Origin of the sequence: Phytohabitans kaempferiae (genome assembly GCF_042433955.1) — a bacterium.
Lineage (GTDB): Bacteria > Actinomycetota > Actinomycetes > Mycobacteriales > Micromonosporaceae > Phytohabitans > Phytohabitans kaempferiae.
The window spans coordinates 1-14,989 of sequence record NZ_JBHLUH010000067.1; the positions used below are offsets into that span (position 1 = coordinate 1).

The window sequence follows — 14,989 nt, forward strand, 5'->3', positions numbered from 1 at the left end:
GATGAGCGGGAGTCGCGAGGCCACGGACCCCAACCACGACGGCGAACGAGCACCGAGGGATGGAGCGAGGTAGGGATGCAGACGCCGGTGGAGCAGGTGCTCTACGAGATCAAGAAGACGATCGTCGGCCAGGACCCCCTGCTCGAACGGTTACTGGTGGCGCTGCTCTCCCGCGGCCACATCCTCGTCGAGGGCGTGCCCGGACTCGCCAAGACGCTGGCGGTCAAGGCGCTGGCCAGCGCGATCGGCGGGCAGTTCCACCGGATCCAGTTCACGCCCGACCTGGTGCCCGCGGACATCGTCGGCACGCGCGTGTACCACCAGCCCACCGGCGAGTTCCAGGTGTCGCTCGGCCCGGTCTTCACCAACCTCCTGCTCGCCGACGAGATCAACCGGGCGCCCGCGAAGGTGCAGAGCGCGCTGCTGGAGGTCATGCAGGAGCAGCAGGTCACGATCGGCCGGGAGACCCACCGCGTGCCCCGCCCGTTCCTGGTCATGGCCACGCAGAACCCGATCGAGTCCGAGGGGACGTACCCGCTGCCCGAGGCGCAGGTCGACCGCTTCATGATGAAGGTGGTGGTGGGCTACCCGAGCGCCACCGAGGAGTTCGTGATCGTCGAGCGGGCCATCGCGACCCCGGCGGCCACGCAGGCGGTCGCCGACCCCGCGCGGCTCATCGAGATGCAGGCCAAGGTCGACCAGGTGTACGTCGACCCGGCGCTGATCGAGTACTCCGTCCGGCTGGCCAACGCGACCCGCCGCCCCGCCGAGGTCGGGCTCGGCGAGCTGAGCCGCTACGTCAGCTTCGGCGCCAGCCCGCGCGCCTCCATCAACCTGGTGCTGGCCGCCCGCGCGCTCGCGTTCGTGCGCGGCCGCGACTACGTCGTACCGACCGACCTCACCGACCTCGCGCTCGACGTGCTGCGGCATCGGCTCGTGCTGTCGTACGAGGCGCTCGCCGACGACGTCACCCCCGACATCGTGCTGACCCGCGTACTCGACGCGCTGCCGGTGCCCGACGCTCCGCTGCGCGAGGCGAGAGTACGGTGACCAGCCCTCCGGACCGCCTGCTGCGCCGCCTCGAGTGGCAGGTCGTACGCCGCCTCGACGGGCGGCTCCAGGGCGCCCACCGCACGGTGTTCCGGGGCACCGGCATCGACTTCGCCGACCTGCGCGCGTACACGCCGGAAGACGACGTGCGCCACATCGACTGGAACGTGACCGCCCGCCTCGACGAGCCGTACGTGCGCCAGTACACCGAAGACCGCGAGCTGACCGCGTGGCTGGTGCTGGACCGTTCGGCGTCGATGCGGTTTGGCACGGGCACCGGCAAGGAGTCGGTCGTCACCGACCTGGCGGTGTGCCTGGCCCGCCTCTTCACGCGGGGCGGCAACCGGGTCGGCGCGATCCTCTACGACAACCAGGTGCAGCGGGTGATCCCGGCGCGCACCGGGCGTACGCACGTGCTGCACCTGACCCACGAGCTGACCAGGGCCGGTCCGCCGCGCGACGACCGGCGCCCCACCGACCTGGCCGCGATGCTGCACCTGGCCGCCGCCACCGCACGCCGTCGCGGGCTGGTCTTCGTCATCTCCGACTTCATCGGCGACCTCGACTGGGAGGGGGCGCTCACCCGGCTGGCGCTGCGCCACGAGGTGGTCGCCGTCCGCGTGGTCGACCCGGCCGAGCTCGACCTGCCCGACCTCGGGCTGGTGCTGGTGGAAGACGCGGAGACCGGCGAGCAACTACTCGCCGACACGAGCGACCCGCTCTTCCGGCGGCGGCTGAGGGCGGAGGTGGAGGCGCGGGAGTTCGCGCTCACCGGCGCGCTGCGGCGGGCCGGGGCGGCCGCCCACCGGGTCGGCACCGACCAGGACCTCGTCGCGGCCCTCGTCGCGATGGCCACGACCTCGAAACGGCGGCGGGCGTGAGCGCGCGGCCCGGCGGTGCGGCCACCGTCGCGCCCGGCCTGGCCGGTGCGGCGGCCACACGCGGCCACGCCGCCGGGACGCGCCGGCCCCCCGGTGGAGCCGGGACGCCGCCAGAGGCGCGGGCGGATCGGGAGGGAGCGTGACCTTCGAGTACCCCGTCGTGCTGGGCGTCGCGGTGGCGGCGGCCGCGGGGCTGCTCGTCGCGTACCACCTCCTGCAACGCCGCCGGGCGGCGGCGCTGGCGGCGGCCGGACTCCAGCCCGCGCGCCCACGGCACGGGCGGTTGCGGCGGCACCTGCCGCCGCTGCTGATGCTCGCCGCGCTGATCCTGCTCTTCCTGGGCGTCGCACGTCCACAAGCGACGGTGCCGGTGCCGCGCGCGTCCGGCACGGTGATCCTCGCCTTCGACGTCTCCAACAGCATGGGCGCCAAGGACATCGAGCCGACCCGGCTCGCGGCCGCCAAGTCCGCGGCGACCGCGTTCGTGCGCGAGCAACCGGACACAGTGGACGTCGGCATCGTCGCGTTCGCGCAGGGCGCGCTCACCACGCAGTTGCCGGGCGCCGACCACGAGAGCACGATCGCCGCCATCGACCGCCTCACCGTGTCCGGCGGCACCTCGCTGGGGCAGGCGATCCTCGCCTCGCTCTCGGCGATCGTCGGCCAGCCGGTCGGCCTCCCCGACCCGGACGCGGCGGAGCCGCCGCCGGACCTCGGCTACTGGCGTTCGGCGACGATCGTGCTCCTCTCCGACGGCGAAGACACCGGCGGCCCGGACGCGGTCGCCGCCGCCGAGCTGGCCGCGACCGCCGGCGTGCACATCGAGACCGTCGGCGTCGGCACGGTCGAGGGCGCCACGATCGAGGTCGACGGATACCAGATGGCGACCGCGCTCAACGAGGAGCTGCTCACCGAGGTCGCGGAGGTCACCGCCGGCTCCTACCATCGGGCGCAGGACGCGCGGTCGCTCGGCGCCATCTACGACTCCCTCGACCTGCGGATCACCACAGAGGACAAGCTGGTCGAGCTGACCGGAGCGGCGGTGGCGATCGCGGTGCTGCTGCTCACGATCGGCGGGCTGCTCATGGTCACCTGGTTCGGACGGATCCTCTGATGTCGCTCACCTGGCCGTGGGCCCTCACCGCGCTGCTCGCCTTCCCGCTGCTGCTGGGCTACCGGTGGTGGCTGCGGCGCCGGCGCCGGCACGAGGCCGTACGCGTCTCCGACGTCGCGCTGATCCGCGCGGCGCTGCCGCGACGCTCCCTCTGGCGGCGGCGCGTGCCGCTGTGGCTCTTCGCCGCCGGCCTGGTGGTGCTCGCCGCCGGTGCCGCCCGCCCGCAGGCGTCGGTGCCCGTACCCGCCAACTCCGCCTCGATCCTCCTCGCCATCGACGTCTCCGCCTCCATGTGCTCCACCGACGTCGAGCCCAACCGGCTGAGCGCGGCGCAGCGGGCGGCCCGCGAGTTCGTCCAGGAGCTGGACGACGGCACGCGCATCGGGCTGGTCACCTTCTCGGGGATCGCCGGCCTGCTGGTCGAACCGACCGACGACAAGGACGCGCTGCTCGCCGCCATCGACAACCTCAAGACCTCCCGCGGCACCGCGATCGGGCAGGCGATCCTCACCTCCGTCGACGCGATCGCCGAGTTCAACCCCGACGTGCCGCCCACCGGCGTCGAGGTGCCGCCGGCGCCCGGGGGCGCGGCCGGCGACTACCAGCCGGACACCATCGTCGTACTCACCGACGGTCGCAACACGCAGGGCGTCGACCCGATCACCGCCGCGGGCGAGGCCGCCGCCCGCAAGCTGCGCGTCTACACGATCGGATTCGGGAGTACCCAGCCCGCGCCCTCCATCTGCACACGCGAGCAGATCAGCGGCGACGCGGCGTTCCGGGGCGACTGGATGGGCGGCGGGTTCGGCGGCTACGGCGGCCGTGCCCGCTACATGCAGGCCGACGAGGGCACGCTCACCGAGGTGGCCGACCTGACCGGCGGCGAGTTCTTCAAGGCCGAAGACGCCGACGCGCTCACCGAGGTGCTGCTCGACCTGCCCGACTCGATCGTGCTGCAACGCGAGGACATCGAGATCACGGCATGGTTCGCGCTGGCCGGCGCCCTCCTCGTGCTGGCCGGCTTCGGACTGGCCCAGTGGTGGCAACGCCCGACCGTACCGCCGGGCGCGTTCGCCGGCGCGGCCCTTTCCCCAGGCGGCGCTGGTCCTTCCCCGGGCGGCGCGGCCGGGTCTGTCGGTGGCCCCGCGTCCTCCGGCGGTGGCCCGGCGCCTGGCGGTGCCCGGCGGGCGCCGGCCTCCGCTGGTGGATCGGGCTCCTCAGCCGCAGGTTGGCGGGGGCCGGGAGCGGGCGAGGGCTGGCAGCCACCGCGGGCGGGCCAAGTTTGGCGGGAGCCCGACGAGGGCTGGGATCCGAAGGCCGGGCGCGGTGGATAGCGGGCTGGTCCGGCTGAGCCGGCGCCTCGCCTACGTCCTGCGCCACGACCCGGCCAGCGTCGGCCTCGCCCTCGACGCGCAGGGCTGGGTCGCGGTCGACGACCTGCTCGCGGCGCTCGCCGCGCACGGTGCCAGCGTCAGCTACGCGGAACTCGACGCCGTGGTGGCGGGCAACGACAAGCGCCGCTTCGCGGTACGTGCCGGCGCCGGCGGGCGTGCCGAGATCCGCGCGAGCCAGGGGCACTCGGTGCCCGTCGACCTCGGGCTGGAGCAGATGCCACCGCCGCCGGTGCTGTACCACGGCACCTCCGCCACGGCGCTCCCGTCGATCCGGGCGCGCGGGCTGCGACGGGGCGAGCGCCACCACGTACACCTGTCGCCGGACCTCCCCACCGCGCTGGCGGTCGGGCGGCGCCGGCGCGGCGCGGTGGCCGTGCTGGAGGTGGACGCGGCGGCGATGGCGGCGGCCGGGTACGCCTTCTACCGCAGTGCCAACGGCGTCTGGCTCACCGATCACGTCCCGCCGGAGTACCTGCGAGGGCCGCCGTGATCGCCGCCTCCGCCGCCGGCCAGGTGGGCGTGTGGGCCAGCCACGCGGGGCACCGCGCCTGCCGGCCGAACAGGTAGAGGTGCGGCACCATCCCGCGTAGCGCCTCGTGTACGTCGAGCTTGTCGTCCACGAAGTGCGTGATGCCCAACTCGGCACAGTGGATCGCCTTGTCCGGGCGGCGGCGGCAGAAGCGCACGCGGTCGGGCGCGATCCCGGTGCGCCCGGCGAAGTCGTGGTGATCCAGCCAGTGGAGGGTTCGCCGCTGTACCCGTTCGCCGCACTTGGAGACGAGCCACGCCCGCCCCTCGAAGCGCGCGACCAGGCGGGCGATCGCCTCGAACGCGCCCGGCACGGCCGGCGTCCGCAGCATCGTCGCCGTGTCGCCGGCGAAGAAGGCGGTGTCGCCGCCCTCGGGGTGGGAAGTGCCGTCGATGATGACCCGGCCGATGTCGATGCCGAGTCGCGGTATCCGATCTTTCATGCTTTCAGCGTCGGGCCGGCGACTCTCATCCGGAACTATCATCCGGCCGCTCAGCTATAGTCCCCGACTATGGCTGATCCCGGCGCCACGGCCCGCGCGGACACCGAGGCGGCGGCAGGCACCGCCAAGAGGACGTCACGCACCGCCGGAAAGCCGAGCGCCGCCGCAGCGGCGCCACGCGTCGCCGAAAGGCCACGCACCGCCGGAACACCGCCCGCCGCCGAAGCGGCAAGCACCACCGGGCCGCCCGGCGCGGCCGCAACGGCGAGTGCCGGCGGCGTGTCGAGTGACGCGCTCTCCGCTTTCGCGGTCTTCGCCGAGCACCTCAACTTCACCCGGGCCGCCGCCGAGCTGCATATCTCCCAGCCGGCCCTGCACGTGAAGGTGGCCAAGCTGGCCCGCGCCCTCGACCGTCCCCTCTACCACCGCAGCGGGCGCCGGCTCGGCCTCATCCCCGCACACACCACCGGCGCCACCGGCACGCCGACCAGGCCAGCCTCCGCGGGGTCAGCGGCCGCGCGGCGCCCGGGCCGGTGAGCGGCGGCTGCCCGGCGCGGGCAGCGTGCTGAACTCCTCCGGGCGCCGCTTGCGCACCAGGTGCGTGAGGTAGAGCAGCGCGCCCGCCAGCAGCCCCATGTCGTCGAGGTAGATCGGGTCGGGCAGCAGGTCGACCGGGAGGATCGTATAGAGCAGCGCGCCGTAGAACGCCACCCTGCCTCCGGCGCCGAGCTCGCCCAGCAGCTTGCGCGTGCGCCACACGCGGAAGGCGAGCACGATCGCGCCGATGAGCGACGCGACGGCGACGATCGCCCCGAGGACGATGACCGCGGTCCAGGCTTCGCTCGACATGCCGCAACCGTAACCGAGCGGCATCCGCCCTGCCCGCTGAGCGACGGCCGCCCGCCCGGCCCGAACGGCTAGCCCACGCGGTCGGAAAAGATGAGTACCCGCGCGGTGAGCAGCGTCAGCCCGAGCGCGTGGTGGAACAGCAGGATCTCGGCCATGGGCAATACCCTAGGCGCCGCCCAAGCCGGCGCGCCCGGCCGCGCGCCGAGCCCTCTCATCCACACAGGCCAGTCGCCGCGCGACCGGGGCGGCCCACCAGCGGGCAGGAGACGTCGGCAGCCAGATCGCCGCATCCCCGGGCAAGACCGACAAGCGGCTGCCGTATCGCGCAGCCATCAGGGTTTGGACGCTAGAGTCGCGGGAACATCTCGGCCAGGTCTCGGTAAGGTCACGGCGACAGGAGCGTAGATGCGCATCGCGATTGTTTCGGTCGATCATCGGCCAGTGCGCCCGGGAAGCCGTGACTGGACGGCCGCACCGGCGGTGCACGTCACCGAGCTGGCGGGCGCGCTCGCCGGCGCGGGGCACGACGTGCGTGTCTACACGCGACGGGTCAACACGTCGCAGCCCGAGGTCAAGACCGGCGCCGACGGCGTCACGACGGTGGCCGTGTCGGTCGACGAGCCCGACGCCTTCGGCCAGTGGCTGGACGGGTCCTGGCAGGACGGTTGGGCGCCGGACGTGGTCCACGCGCACACCCTCCCCTCCGCCCTCGCCGCGATGGTCGCCCGCAAGCTGACCAGCCGCCCGACCGTGGTCACCTTCCACGGGGAGGAGGGTGACGCCCCGGCCATCGCCGGCACCGCCGACGCCATCGTCGTGCTCTCCAGAGCAGAGGCCCACGGGGTACGCAGACTCGGCGCCGCCCCGGGCACCGTCTCCGTCATCCCGCCCGGGGTGGACACGACCCGCTTCGCCCCGGAAGGACGGGCCTGGGCGCGCCGCCGGACCCACCGCGTGATCGCGGTGGGTCAGCTCGTGGCACGCAGTGGCTTCGCCGCCGCCGTCGCCGCGCTGCCCGAGCTGCCCGACACCGAGCTGGTCGTGGTGGGGCGGCCCCGCCCGCCGTCCAACGGGCTCGGCCAGCACGCCGCCGAGCTGCGCGCCGCCGCGGTCAACGACGGCGTGCACGAGCAGCTCCGGCTCACCGGTGCCGCGCCGTACGGCGACATGCCCGGCTGGTACCGCTCCGCCGACCTGCTCGTCTGCACGCCGGAGCACGGGTCGTTCCCCCGCTCGGCGGTGGAGGCGATGGCGTGCGGCGTACCGGTGGTGGCCACCGCCGGCGGCCCGCTCGCCGAGACGGTCGCGGACGGGGTGACCGGCCGGCTCGTACCGCCGGACGGGCTCGCCGCCGCGATCCGTGACCTGCTCGACGACCCCGACCTGCGGCGGGCGTACGGCATGGCGGCCGCCGAGCGGGCCCGGCAGCTCTTCGACTGGACCGAGGCGGCGCGGCGCACCGTCGAGACGTACGAGCGGACCCGCACCGAGCACGCCCTCACGCACCGAGGTCCGGGCGCGGCGGGGCTGGCCGCGTAAGCTCTGGTACGTGATCGCACGCGTTCCGTTCGGCGCGACCGGACACGAGTCGAGCCGCGTCATCTTCGGCGGCGCCGCGCTGGCCGACGTCTCCAAGAGCGACGCCGACCGCACGCTCGACCTGCTGCTGGCCCATGGTGTCAACCACATCGACGTGGCCGCGGGCTACGGCGACGCCGAGCTGCGGGTCGCCCCGTGGCTCCGGCGCAACCCGGGCACGTTCTTCCTCGCCACGAAGACCGGCGAGCGCGGCTACCGAGGCGCCCGCGAGCAGATCCACCGCTCGCTGGAGCGCCTCGGCGTCGACCGGTTCGACCTGATCCAGCTGCACAACCTCGTCGACGTCATCGATTGGGAGACCGCCCTGCGCCCCGGCGGCGCGCTCGAGGCGGCCATCGAGGCACGCGAGGAAGGGCTGGTCCGCTTCATCGGCGTGACCGGTCACGGCCTCTCCGTGCCCGAGATGCACCGGCGCAGCCTGGAGCGGTTCCCGTTCGACTCGGTGCTGCTGCCGTACAACTACACGCAGATGCGCGACCCCCGCTACGCGGAGACGTTCGAGGCGGTGGCGGCGGTGTGCGCGGAGCGCGACGTGGCGCTCCAGACCATCAAGAGCCTCGCGCTGCGCCCGTGGGAGGGGCGCGACAAGACCGCCAAGACCTGGTACGAACCGCTGCGCGAGCAGGCCGACATCGACCTCGCGGTGCACTGGGTCCTCGGCAATCCGCGGGCGTTCCTGCTGACCACCGGCGACGTCGACATCCTGCCCCGGCTGCTCGACGCGGCCGAACGCTTCGCCGGCCGCCCGGCCGACGAGCGGATGGACGCGCTCATCGCCGAGCGCGGGCTGGCACCGCTCTTCGTCTGACAGATTTGGGCTACCGCGATGCCCGTCGTGGTCCGGGCCGTCGCGCGGGGTCCCCGGGGAAACGTGGAGCGCGGCGGAGCGTTTTCTTGGGGTGCTCTCCCGCGGCCTCACCCTCCGCGGTCCACGACCCGACCCCGGCCGGCCGCCGCCTCACGCCGCCGGCTCCCGGCCCAGCCACTGCCCCCAGGTGCGCCGGCTGACCCGCCGCTCGGGATCGCGCGCGACGTCGAGCAGGAAGCGGACGCGGAGCCGGGTCAGCGGGTCGGGCGCGTCGGCGAGCGGGGCGAGCGCGAGGTCGAGCAGCGGCCCGGGCAGGTGGCGCACGACGCGGGCGTAGAGCCAGTCCTTGCACCGGTACCGCCGGGCGACCGCCGCCGCCACCAGCTCGGTCAGCTCGATGTCGAGCTCCGGTGGCACGCCCGCCTCGCCGAAGCGGCTCAGCACGCCGACCTTCGCCGTCCAGGGCGAGCCCCACCACGTGCCCGGGTCGCGCCACTCCTCCGGATAGCGCGCCTCCCAGGCGAGGAAGAGCGTCGCGAACGTGGCGTCGCCGATCCGCGCGTAGAGGGAGTGCTCGACGCGCGCGTCGTCGACGAGGGTCCGGTGCCGCGCCCGCGCGGCGTCCCGCCGCTGCCCGTCCTCCGCCACGAGATCGAACAGCCAGGCGTCCTCCCCCACCGGCATGCACGGACGATAGCGCGTAGCCTGCTCCGGGTGATCGAACCGTCCCACCTCGCGGAGACCCGCACCGCCTACGACACCGTCGCCGCCGACTACGCCGAGCTGCTGCGGGACGATCTCGCCTCGGCGCCGCTGGAGCGGGCGCTGCTCGGCACGTTCGGCGAGCTGGTCCAGGCCGGCGGGGGCGGGCCGGTCGCCGACGTGGGCTGCGGGCCGGGACGGATCACCACGCACCTGCACGCGCTCGGGCTCGACGTGACCGGCGTCGACCTGTCGCCGGGGATGGTCGAGGTGGCCCGCCGGGCGTACCCGGAGCTTGTCTTCCGGGTCGGGACCATGACCGACCTGGACCTGCCGGACGGCGCGCTGCGCGGCCTCGTCGCCTGGTACTCGGTCATCCACACGCCGCCGCGGCGGCTGCCGCTCGTCTTCGCCGAGTTCGCGCGCGTGCTGGCGCCCGGCGGTCACCTGCTGATGGCGTTCCAGACCCCGCACCCCGGAAACGAGGCGGCCGGCTACGAGCGGCGCCGCATCGAGCGGGCGTACGGGCACACGCTCGCGCTCGACGCGTACCGGCTGGCCCCGGAGCACATCGCCGGCCTGCTGGCCGACGCCGGCATCGAGGTGACCACACGCGTGCTGCGCGAGCCGGAGGCTCAGGAGAAGACCCCGCAGGCGTACCTGCTGGCCCGCCGCTAGCTAGCTCAGCACGCGGAAGGTCAGGCCGGCCCGCTCCAGCCGGGCGCGGAGCGCGTCGCCCATCGCCACCGCGGTGGTGAGCTGCCCGGCCAGGTCGGGCAGGTCGTCCTGGCTCAGGCAGAGCGCCGACTCGGCCAGCATCTTCGCCGTCTCGCCGTATCCGGGGTCGCCGCCGGCCACCTCGGCCACCACGCGCCTGCCCCCGCCCTCGGCGACGAAGCGCATCGCGAACCAGCCCTTCGCCCGCCGCCGCGCCGACGGCCCGGAGCCCGGCGGGAGCAGCCGCCGCAGCGCGCGCCGGGTCGGGCCGAGCTGGGCCAGCGCGAACGCGCCACCGGCGGCGACCGCCAGCCCCGCCGCGGTGAACGGGCTGCGCGCGCCGACGAAGTGGCCGTACGTGAAGTCCGGGCCGTAGCGCTCCAGCGCCCGCGCCGAGCGGACCACGATCTGCGGGTCGATGCTCGGCATCGGCAGCGCGTACACGTCGATCGCGGGCTGGTGGTGCGGGCGCCCGGGGAGACCGCGGACCCGGCGCCCGGCGGGGGCCGGCTCGGCCCGGCGGCGTTCACTGTGGACGGTGCCGGCCGAGCGCCAGCGGGCGAAGTTGGTCAGCACGGTGTCGAACGTGCCGCCGGACGGCCGCCCGCCAGCGCTGATGTAGCCGCGCATCCGGATCGGCACCCCCTCCGGCAGGTGCCGCACCGTGTAGAGGGCGCCGATGTCGGGCGGGATCGAGTCGAAGCCGCAGGCGTGTACCAGGCGGGCGCCGGTGCGCTCGGCCGTGGCGTGGTGGCGCAGGTAGACGCGGTCGACGAACTCGGGCTCCCCGGTCAGGTCGGTGTAGTCGGTGCCGGCCGCGGCGCAGGCGGCGACCAGCGGCTCGCCGTGCCGGATGTACGGGCCGACGGTGGTCACGACCAGCCGCGACGACTCGGCCAGCGCGCGCAGCGAGCGCTCGTCGGCGGCGTCGGCCTCGACCACGTCGACCGGCGTGCCGAGCCGCTCGCGCAGCGCCCGCAGCCGGTCGCCGTGCCGGCCGGCGATGGCCCAGCGCAGGCCGGGCGGGGCGTGCGCGGCCAGGTACTCGGCGGTGAGCCGGCCGGTGAAGCCGGTGGCGCCGAAAAGCGCGATGTCGTATGCCCGCTCGCCCATCAACGAAGCGTAATCGCCACGCCCCGCAGGCATGCTCGGACGCCATTCGGGGTACCAGCAGGAGACCGACCAAGCAGACGGGAGGGGCCAACGATGAGAAAGGCCATCGGCCGGTGGGCGGTGGTCGCGGTCGCAGTTCCCCTGGCGGCCGTGGGCGCCCGACAGATCAGCCAGGCGGTCGAGGCCCGCAAGGGTGGTTCGACGCGGGTCTCGCGGATGCTGCACAAAGGCGCGGACGCGTTGCAATCGATGACGGGCCGAAAGCGGAGGCACCGTTTCGGGTTCCGCTGACCCTCGGCACCGCACGCGACCGCGTACCTTGGGTACGCGGTCGCGCATTTATGTCCACTGATGCGTTTCATTGCAACGCTTGGATATTTCGCGCGCCTTCCGTAACATATTGATCTGCGAACCCGTGGGCCTGGTGGAGAGGCACGCCGGCCCGACCCCAGCGACTGGCGGTCGCTGCCCGGGTTCGGTGCTCTCTTCACCCCACCATCAGGAGCCACGAGTCACACCTCCGCACCGTGTCGCGCCGGTCCGGCCGGGCCGCTCCGGCGCGACCCCCGAGACCTCACCGAGGTACGAAGGGGGTCGGCGGCGCGGTGCTCACAACCGGTAGAGCACCGCGCCGTCGATGTCTTCCCGGGTGATCCCGAGGCCGTCGACGGGGCGGGCGGTCACCCCTTCCCACGGCGTGCCGGGCAGGTGCTGCGGCAGGACCAGCACGTCCTTGACGCCGATGCCGCGCAGGTACGCGATCGAGCTCTGGTCCGGGAACGACAGCGTCGCCGCCCGCGTCTGCGCCTGGCTGGTCGGCTCGAAGCCGGCGAGCCCGTTGGCGATCCGCGGGAAGCCCTCGGTGCTCCACAGCATGTAGTGCAGCTCCAGCAGACCGGTGCTGGGCAGCACCAGCAGCGGCTCGCGCGCGGCAGCCATCGCGGCGGGCGGCTGCGGCACCTCCGGATGCCCGGTGCGGTTGACGCTCTCGCCGAGCACGAGCAGCAGCGGGACGACCAGGAACGCGCGGGCCGCCAGCCGGCCGGCGGTCTTGAGCTGGTCGGTGTTGCGGACCGCCTCGGCGATCGCGCCAGCCGCCAGGATCGCCAGCAGCAGGCTGATCCAGATCATCAGCCGACCCGGAGTGCGCAGTGCGTCCCACCCCGGCAGGTGCTTGGAGAGTGTCAGGTAGCCGGGGTCGCCGTCGCCGCCGAGCGTGGCGCCGAGGCCGAGCAGGGCGGTGCCGACGGCGCCGACCGCGAGCAGGATGCGGTGGCGCACCGAGAAGATCGAGAAGAACAGGCCCGCGGAGGCCAGCACGATCAGCGTGATGCCCGGCAGCAGCGCCATCTCCGGCGGCCAGGTGAGCTGCTCGCGGGCGGCCGCGTGCCGCTCGCCCCAGAACCACGACTCGCCCGGCGCGGTGAAGTACCCCTTCACCGGGGGCGAGAACATGACCGTCCACTCCAGACCGCGCACGCCTTGCGGGTTGAGGTCGACGACCTTCAGGTAGACCCAGGCCAGGCCGCCGGTGACCACCGCGAAGACGCCGCCGCCGACGAGGTCGGCGATCAGCAGGCGCCGGCCGAACGGCGGGCGGGCCTTCTTCCGCCACCACGAGATGCCGTACGTGGCGGCTCCGACGAGACAGACGCCGATCAGGAAGTACGCGAACGGGAGCCCGATCCCGAAGCCGAGCGTGATCTGCCAGGCCGCGACCAGCCAGCCGGCCACCGCCCAGCCGGGCCGGCTCCGCTCCGGCTGGTACCCCTTGGTCAGCGAGTAGCCGTGCCCCCGCGCCAGCATCGCCAGGGAGAGCGCGATGCCGCCGACGGAGAGGATGTTCATGTGGCCGCCGTGCGCCAGCCGCCACGGCGAGAACGCCCATGCCACGCCCGCGACGGTCGCCGCGAGCCGCCCGGCGCCGAGCTGGCGCACCAGCGCGTACGCCCCGATGAAGGCGAGCGCGTAGAGCAGCACGTACAGGATGTTGTAGCGGATGATCGCCGCTTCCACGCCGGAGCCGAAGAAGCCGAAGGGCGCGTATCCGAGGAGCGTGTCCGAGTACACGTAGGTGTACGTCTCGGGATAGAAGGTGTTGGAGTCCCACAAGCCGAACGGATTGGTCAGCAGCGCGTGCCCGCCCCACGCGACCTGCCACGCCTGGAGCGTCGGGTCGCCAATGTCACCGGGGATCGTCGAGGCCGGATGCCGCATCGTCGGCCAGGTCAGCACCACCGCCAGCAGCAGCCCGCCGAGCACGGCGAGGGTCCACTCGTGGGTGAGCGCTCGCCAGGCGCGGGCGCGTCTGGGCGCGCCGTCGCGTTCCTCGCTGGCGGCTTCGGGCTCGATCGTCGGGGCTGCGGCTTCCATAAGAGTCGATGTTAAGGCAGGTGGGGTCGGGGACGGTGGGCAGTCGGGCCACTTCGGCGGCCGGGGCAGATTCGTCCGAATGATACCGGTCCCTCCTGGCCCGCACGGTGACGGCCGTGTCTCAATCCCCACCTAGCCTTGAAAGTCTATGGGTTAAGTGGAATATTGCCTCCAGGCGGCGAGGCCGCCGATGACCGCCCGGCCTCGCGTGCCGTTCGTGCGCGAGGCCGCGCTGAAGGAGGACAGTTTCCTTGACGAAGATACGAACCAAAGCAGCCATCGCCGTCGTACTTGCCGCGGGGCTGACTCTTTCCGCGTGTGGTGGTGGCGACGACGCCTCCGGTGGCGAGTCGACCACCCTTTCCATCGTCGGCTTCGCGGTGCCCGAGGCGGCCAACAAGGCGATCGCGGCGGAGTGGAACAAGACGCCCGAGGGCAAGGGCGTGCGGTTCCAGACGTCGTACGGCGCGTCCGGCGACCAGAGCCGCGCGGTGGTGGCCGGCCTCAAGGCCGACTACGTGCACTTCTCGGTGACCAGTGACGTCACCCGCCTGGTCACCGAGGGCCTGGTCGACGAGGCCTGGGACGACGGCCCCAACAAGGGCGTGGTCTCGTCGTCGATCGTGGTGCTGGCCGTGCAGAAGGGCAACCCGAAGAACATCCAGGGCTGGGACGACCTGATCAAGCCCGGCGTCAGGATCGTCACGCCGAACCCGGCCTCCTCCGGCGCCGCCCGGTGGAACGCGCTGGCCGCGTGGGGCCACATCGCCGCCAACGGTGGCACCGACGAGCAGGCCGCCGACTTCGTCAAGAAGCTCTTCGCCAACGTGGTCTCGCTCCCCAACAGCGGCCGGGACGCCACCACCAGCTTCCTCAACGGCGGCGGCGACGTGCTGCTGGCGTACGAGAACGAGACCATCCTGGCCACGCAGAACGGCGAGGAGCTCGACTGGGTCATCCCGGACACGACGATCCTCATCGAGAACCCGGGCGCGATCCTCAAGAACGCCAGCCCCAAGGCCCAGGAGTGGCTCTCGTTCGTGCTGAGCGACAAGGGCCAGCGGCAGTTCGCGCTCAAGGGCTTCCGGCCGATCATCGACGGCGTCGACACCAGCGGCATCGAGGGCGCGCTCGACCCCAACGACCCGTTCCCGGCGCCGAAGAAGCTGCTCACCGTCGAGAACGACTTCGAGAGCTGGTCCGCCCTGTCGAAGAAGTTCTTCGACGAGAAGGAGGGCATCGTCACGAAGATCATCGCCGAGTCCGGCAAGGCCCAGTGAGCGAGCGAGTTGGCGCGGCGGCGCCTGGACTGAGCGGCCCCGCCGACGAAGTCGGGGTTTCGGGGTCGCGAGGGAAGACGCCGCCTTCAGCGCCGCACGAGCGAGCGAACCAGGAGGCACAGTGAGCGAGCGAGTTGG

The 14,989-nt window shown here is 73.4% G+C and carries 16 protein-coding genes; 11 read left to right on the forward strand and 5 right to left on the reverse strand.

The window, feature by feature from the left end; translation table 11 throughout:
* The 5 genes from ACFFIA_RS31280 to ACFFIA_RS31300 form a co-directional block, all read left to right on the forward strand.
* Positions 1-1,050, forward strand: a 1,050-nt coding sequence (locus tag ACFFIA_RS31280) for an AAA family ATPase (RefSeq protein ID WP_377257719.1), incomplete at its 5' end; no start/stop codon positions are given.
* Entirely contained in the window at positions 1,047-1,931 is an 885-nt protein-coding gene (locus ACFFIA_RS31285) for a DUF58 domain-containing protein (protein ID WP_377257721.1), read from the forward strand. The genes ACFFIA_RS31280 and ACFFIA_RS31285, both read left to right, overlap by 4 nt.
* Before the next feature lie 139 nt (positions 1,932-2,070).
* Positions 2,071-3,045, forward strand: coding sequence for a VWA domain-containing protein (locus ACFFIA_RS31290; RefSeq protein WP_377257723.1), 975 nt, complete (start codon positions 2,071-2,073; stop codon positions 3,043-3,045).
* Positions 3,045-4,379, forward strand: a complete 1,335-nt coding sequence (locus ACFFIA_RS31295) for a VWA domain-containing protein (RefSeq protein ID WP_377257725.1) — start codon at positions 3,045-3,047, stop codon at positions 4,377-4,379. Before ACFFIA_RS31290 ends, ACFFIA_RS31295 begins: the two co-directional genes overlap by 1 nt.
* Positions 4,372-4,929 carry an RNA 2'-phosphotransferase gene (locus tag ACFFIA_RS31300; RefSeq protein WP_377257727.1) on the forward strand — a complete coding sequence of 186 codons (558 nt, stop codon included), beginning with the start codon at positions 4,372-4,374 and terminating at the stop codon, positions 4,927-4,929. The genes ACFFIA_RS31295 and ACFFIA_RS31300 overlap by 8 nt, the downstream gene beginning before the upstream one ends.
* Here ACFFIA_RS31300 and ACFFIA_RS31305 read toward each other — a convergent pair.
* Positions 4,886-5,410 (reverse strand): hypothetical protein, encoded by a 525-nt coding sequence (locus ACFFIA_RS31305; protein WP_377257729.1) that lies wholly within the window; start codon positions 5,408-5,410, stop codon positions 4,886-4,888. The genes ACFFIA_RS31300 and ACFFIA_RS31305 overlap by 44 nt on opposite strands.
* 69 nt (positions 5,411-5,479) lie before the next feature.
* Between ACFFIA_RS31305 and ACFFIA_RS31310 the strand changes: the two genes are divergently transcribed.
* Positions 5,480-5,947, forward strand: a complete 468-nt coding sequence (locus ACFFIA_RS31310) for a helix-turn-helix domain-containing protein (RefSeq protein ID WP_377257731.1) — start codon at positions 5,480-5,482, stop codon at positions 5,945-5,947.
* Here ACFFIA_RS31310 and ACFFIA_RS31315 read toward each other — a convergent pair.
* Positions 5,918-6,259, reverse strand: coding sequence for a YkvA family protein (locus tag ACFFIA_RS31315; protein ID WP_377257733.1), 342 nt, complete (start codon positions 6,257-6,259; stop codon positions 5,918-5,920). The two genes, ACFFIA_RS31310 and ACFFIA_RS31315, sit on opposite strands and share 30 nt — an antisense overlap.
* Before the next feature lie 441 nt (positions 6,260-6,700).
* Between ACFFIA_RS31315 and ACFFIA_RS31320 the strand changes: the two genes are divergently transcribed.
* Positions 6,701-7,798, forward strand: a complete 1,098-nt coding sequence (locus ACFFIA_RS31320; RefSeq protein ID WP_377257735.1) for a glycosyltransferase — start codon at positions 6,701-6,703, stop codon at positions 7,796-7,798.
* Positions 7,799-7,808: 10 nt separating this feature from the next.
* Positions 7,809-8,666 carry an aldo/keto reductase gene (locus tag ACFFIA_RS31325; RefSeq protein WP_377257737.1) on the forward strand — a complete coding sequence of 286 codons (858 nt, stop codon included), beginning with the start codon at positions 7,809-7,811 and terminating at the stop codon, positions 8,664-8,666.
* Positions 8,667-8,816: 150 nt separating this feature from the next.
* On the opposite strand, the gene ACFFIA_RS31330 is transcribed toward ACFFIA_RS31325, so the two are convergent.
* A complete protein-coding gene (locus tag ACFFIA_RS31330) occupies positions 8,817-9,350 on the reverse strand; it encodes a hypothetical protein (RefSeq protein ID WP_377257739.1) in 534 nt (177 codons plus the stop codon).
* 30 nt (positions 9,351-9,380) lie between these two features.
* On the opposite strand from ACFFIA_RS31330, the gene ACFFIA_RS31335 reads away from it, so the two are divergent.
* Positions 9,381-10,046, forward strand: coding sequence for a class I SAM-dependent methyltransferase (locus ACFFIA_RS31335; RefSeq protein ID WP_377257741.1), 666 nt, complete (start codon positions 9,381-9,383; stop codon positions 10,044-10,046).
* Here ACFFIA_RS31335 and ACFFIA_RS31340 read toward each other — a convergent pair whose 3' ends face one another.
* Positions 10,047-11,198: a saccharopine dehydrogenase family protein gene (locus ACFFIA_RS31340; RefSeq protein WP_377257743.1), complete on the reverse strand. Its 1,152-nt coding sequence runs from the start codon at positions 11,196-11,198 to the stop codon at positions 10,047-10,049. It lies immediately after the preceding gene.
* A gap of 93 nt (positions 11,199-11,291) precedes the next feature.
* Here ACFFIA_RS31340 and ACFFIA_RS31345 point away from each other — a divergent pair, with 93 nt between their 5' ends.
* Positions 11,292-11,489: a hypothetical protein gene (locus ACFFIA_RS31345; protein ID WP_377257745.1), complete on the forward strand. Its 198-nt coding sequence runs from the start codon at positions 11,292-11,294 to the stop codon at positions 11,487-11,489.
* Positions 11,490-11,807: 318 nt separating this feature from the next.
* On the opposite strand, the gene ACFFIA_RS31350 is transcribed toward ACFFIA_RS31345, so the two are convergent.
* Positions 11,808-13,571, reverse strand: coding sequence for a putative glycosyltransferase family protein (locus tag ACFFIA_RS31350; RefSeq protein ID WP_377257747.1), 1,764 nt, complete (start codon positions 13,569-13,571; stop codon positions 11,808-11,810).
* A 251-nt stretch (positions 13,572-13,822) separates the two neighbouring features.
* Here ACFFIA_RS31350 and ACFFIA_RS31355 point away from each other — a divergent pair, with 251 nt between their 5' ends.
* Complete coding sequence (locus ACFFIA_RS31355) at positions 13,823-14,851, forward strand: sulfate ABC transporter substrate-binding protein (RefSeq protein WP_377257749.1); 1,029 nt, start codon at positions 13,823-13,825, stop codon at positions 14,849-14,851.
* The last annotated feature ends 138 nt before the right edge of the window (positions 14,852-14,989 follow it).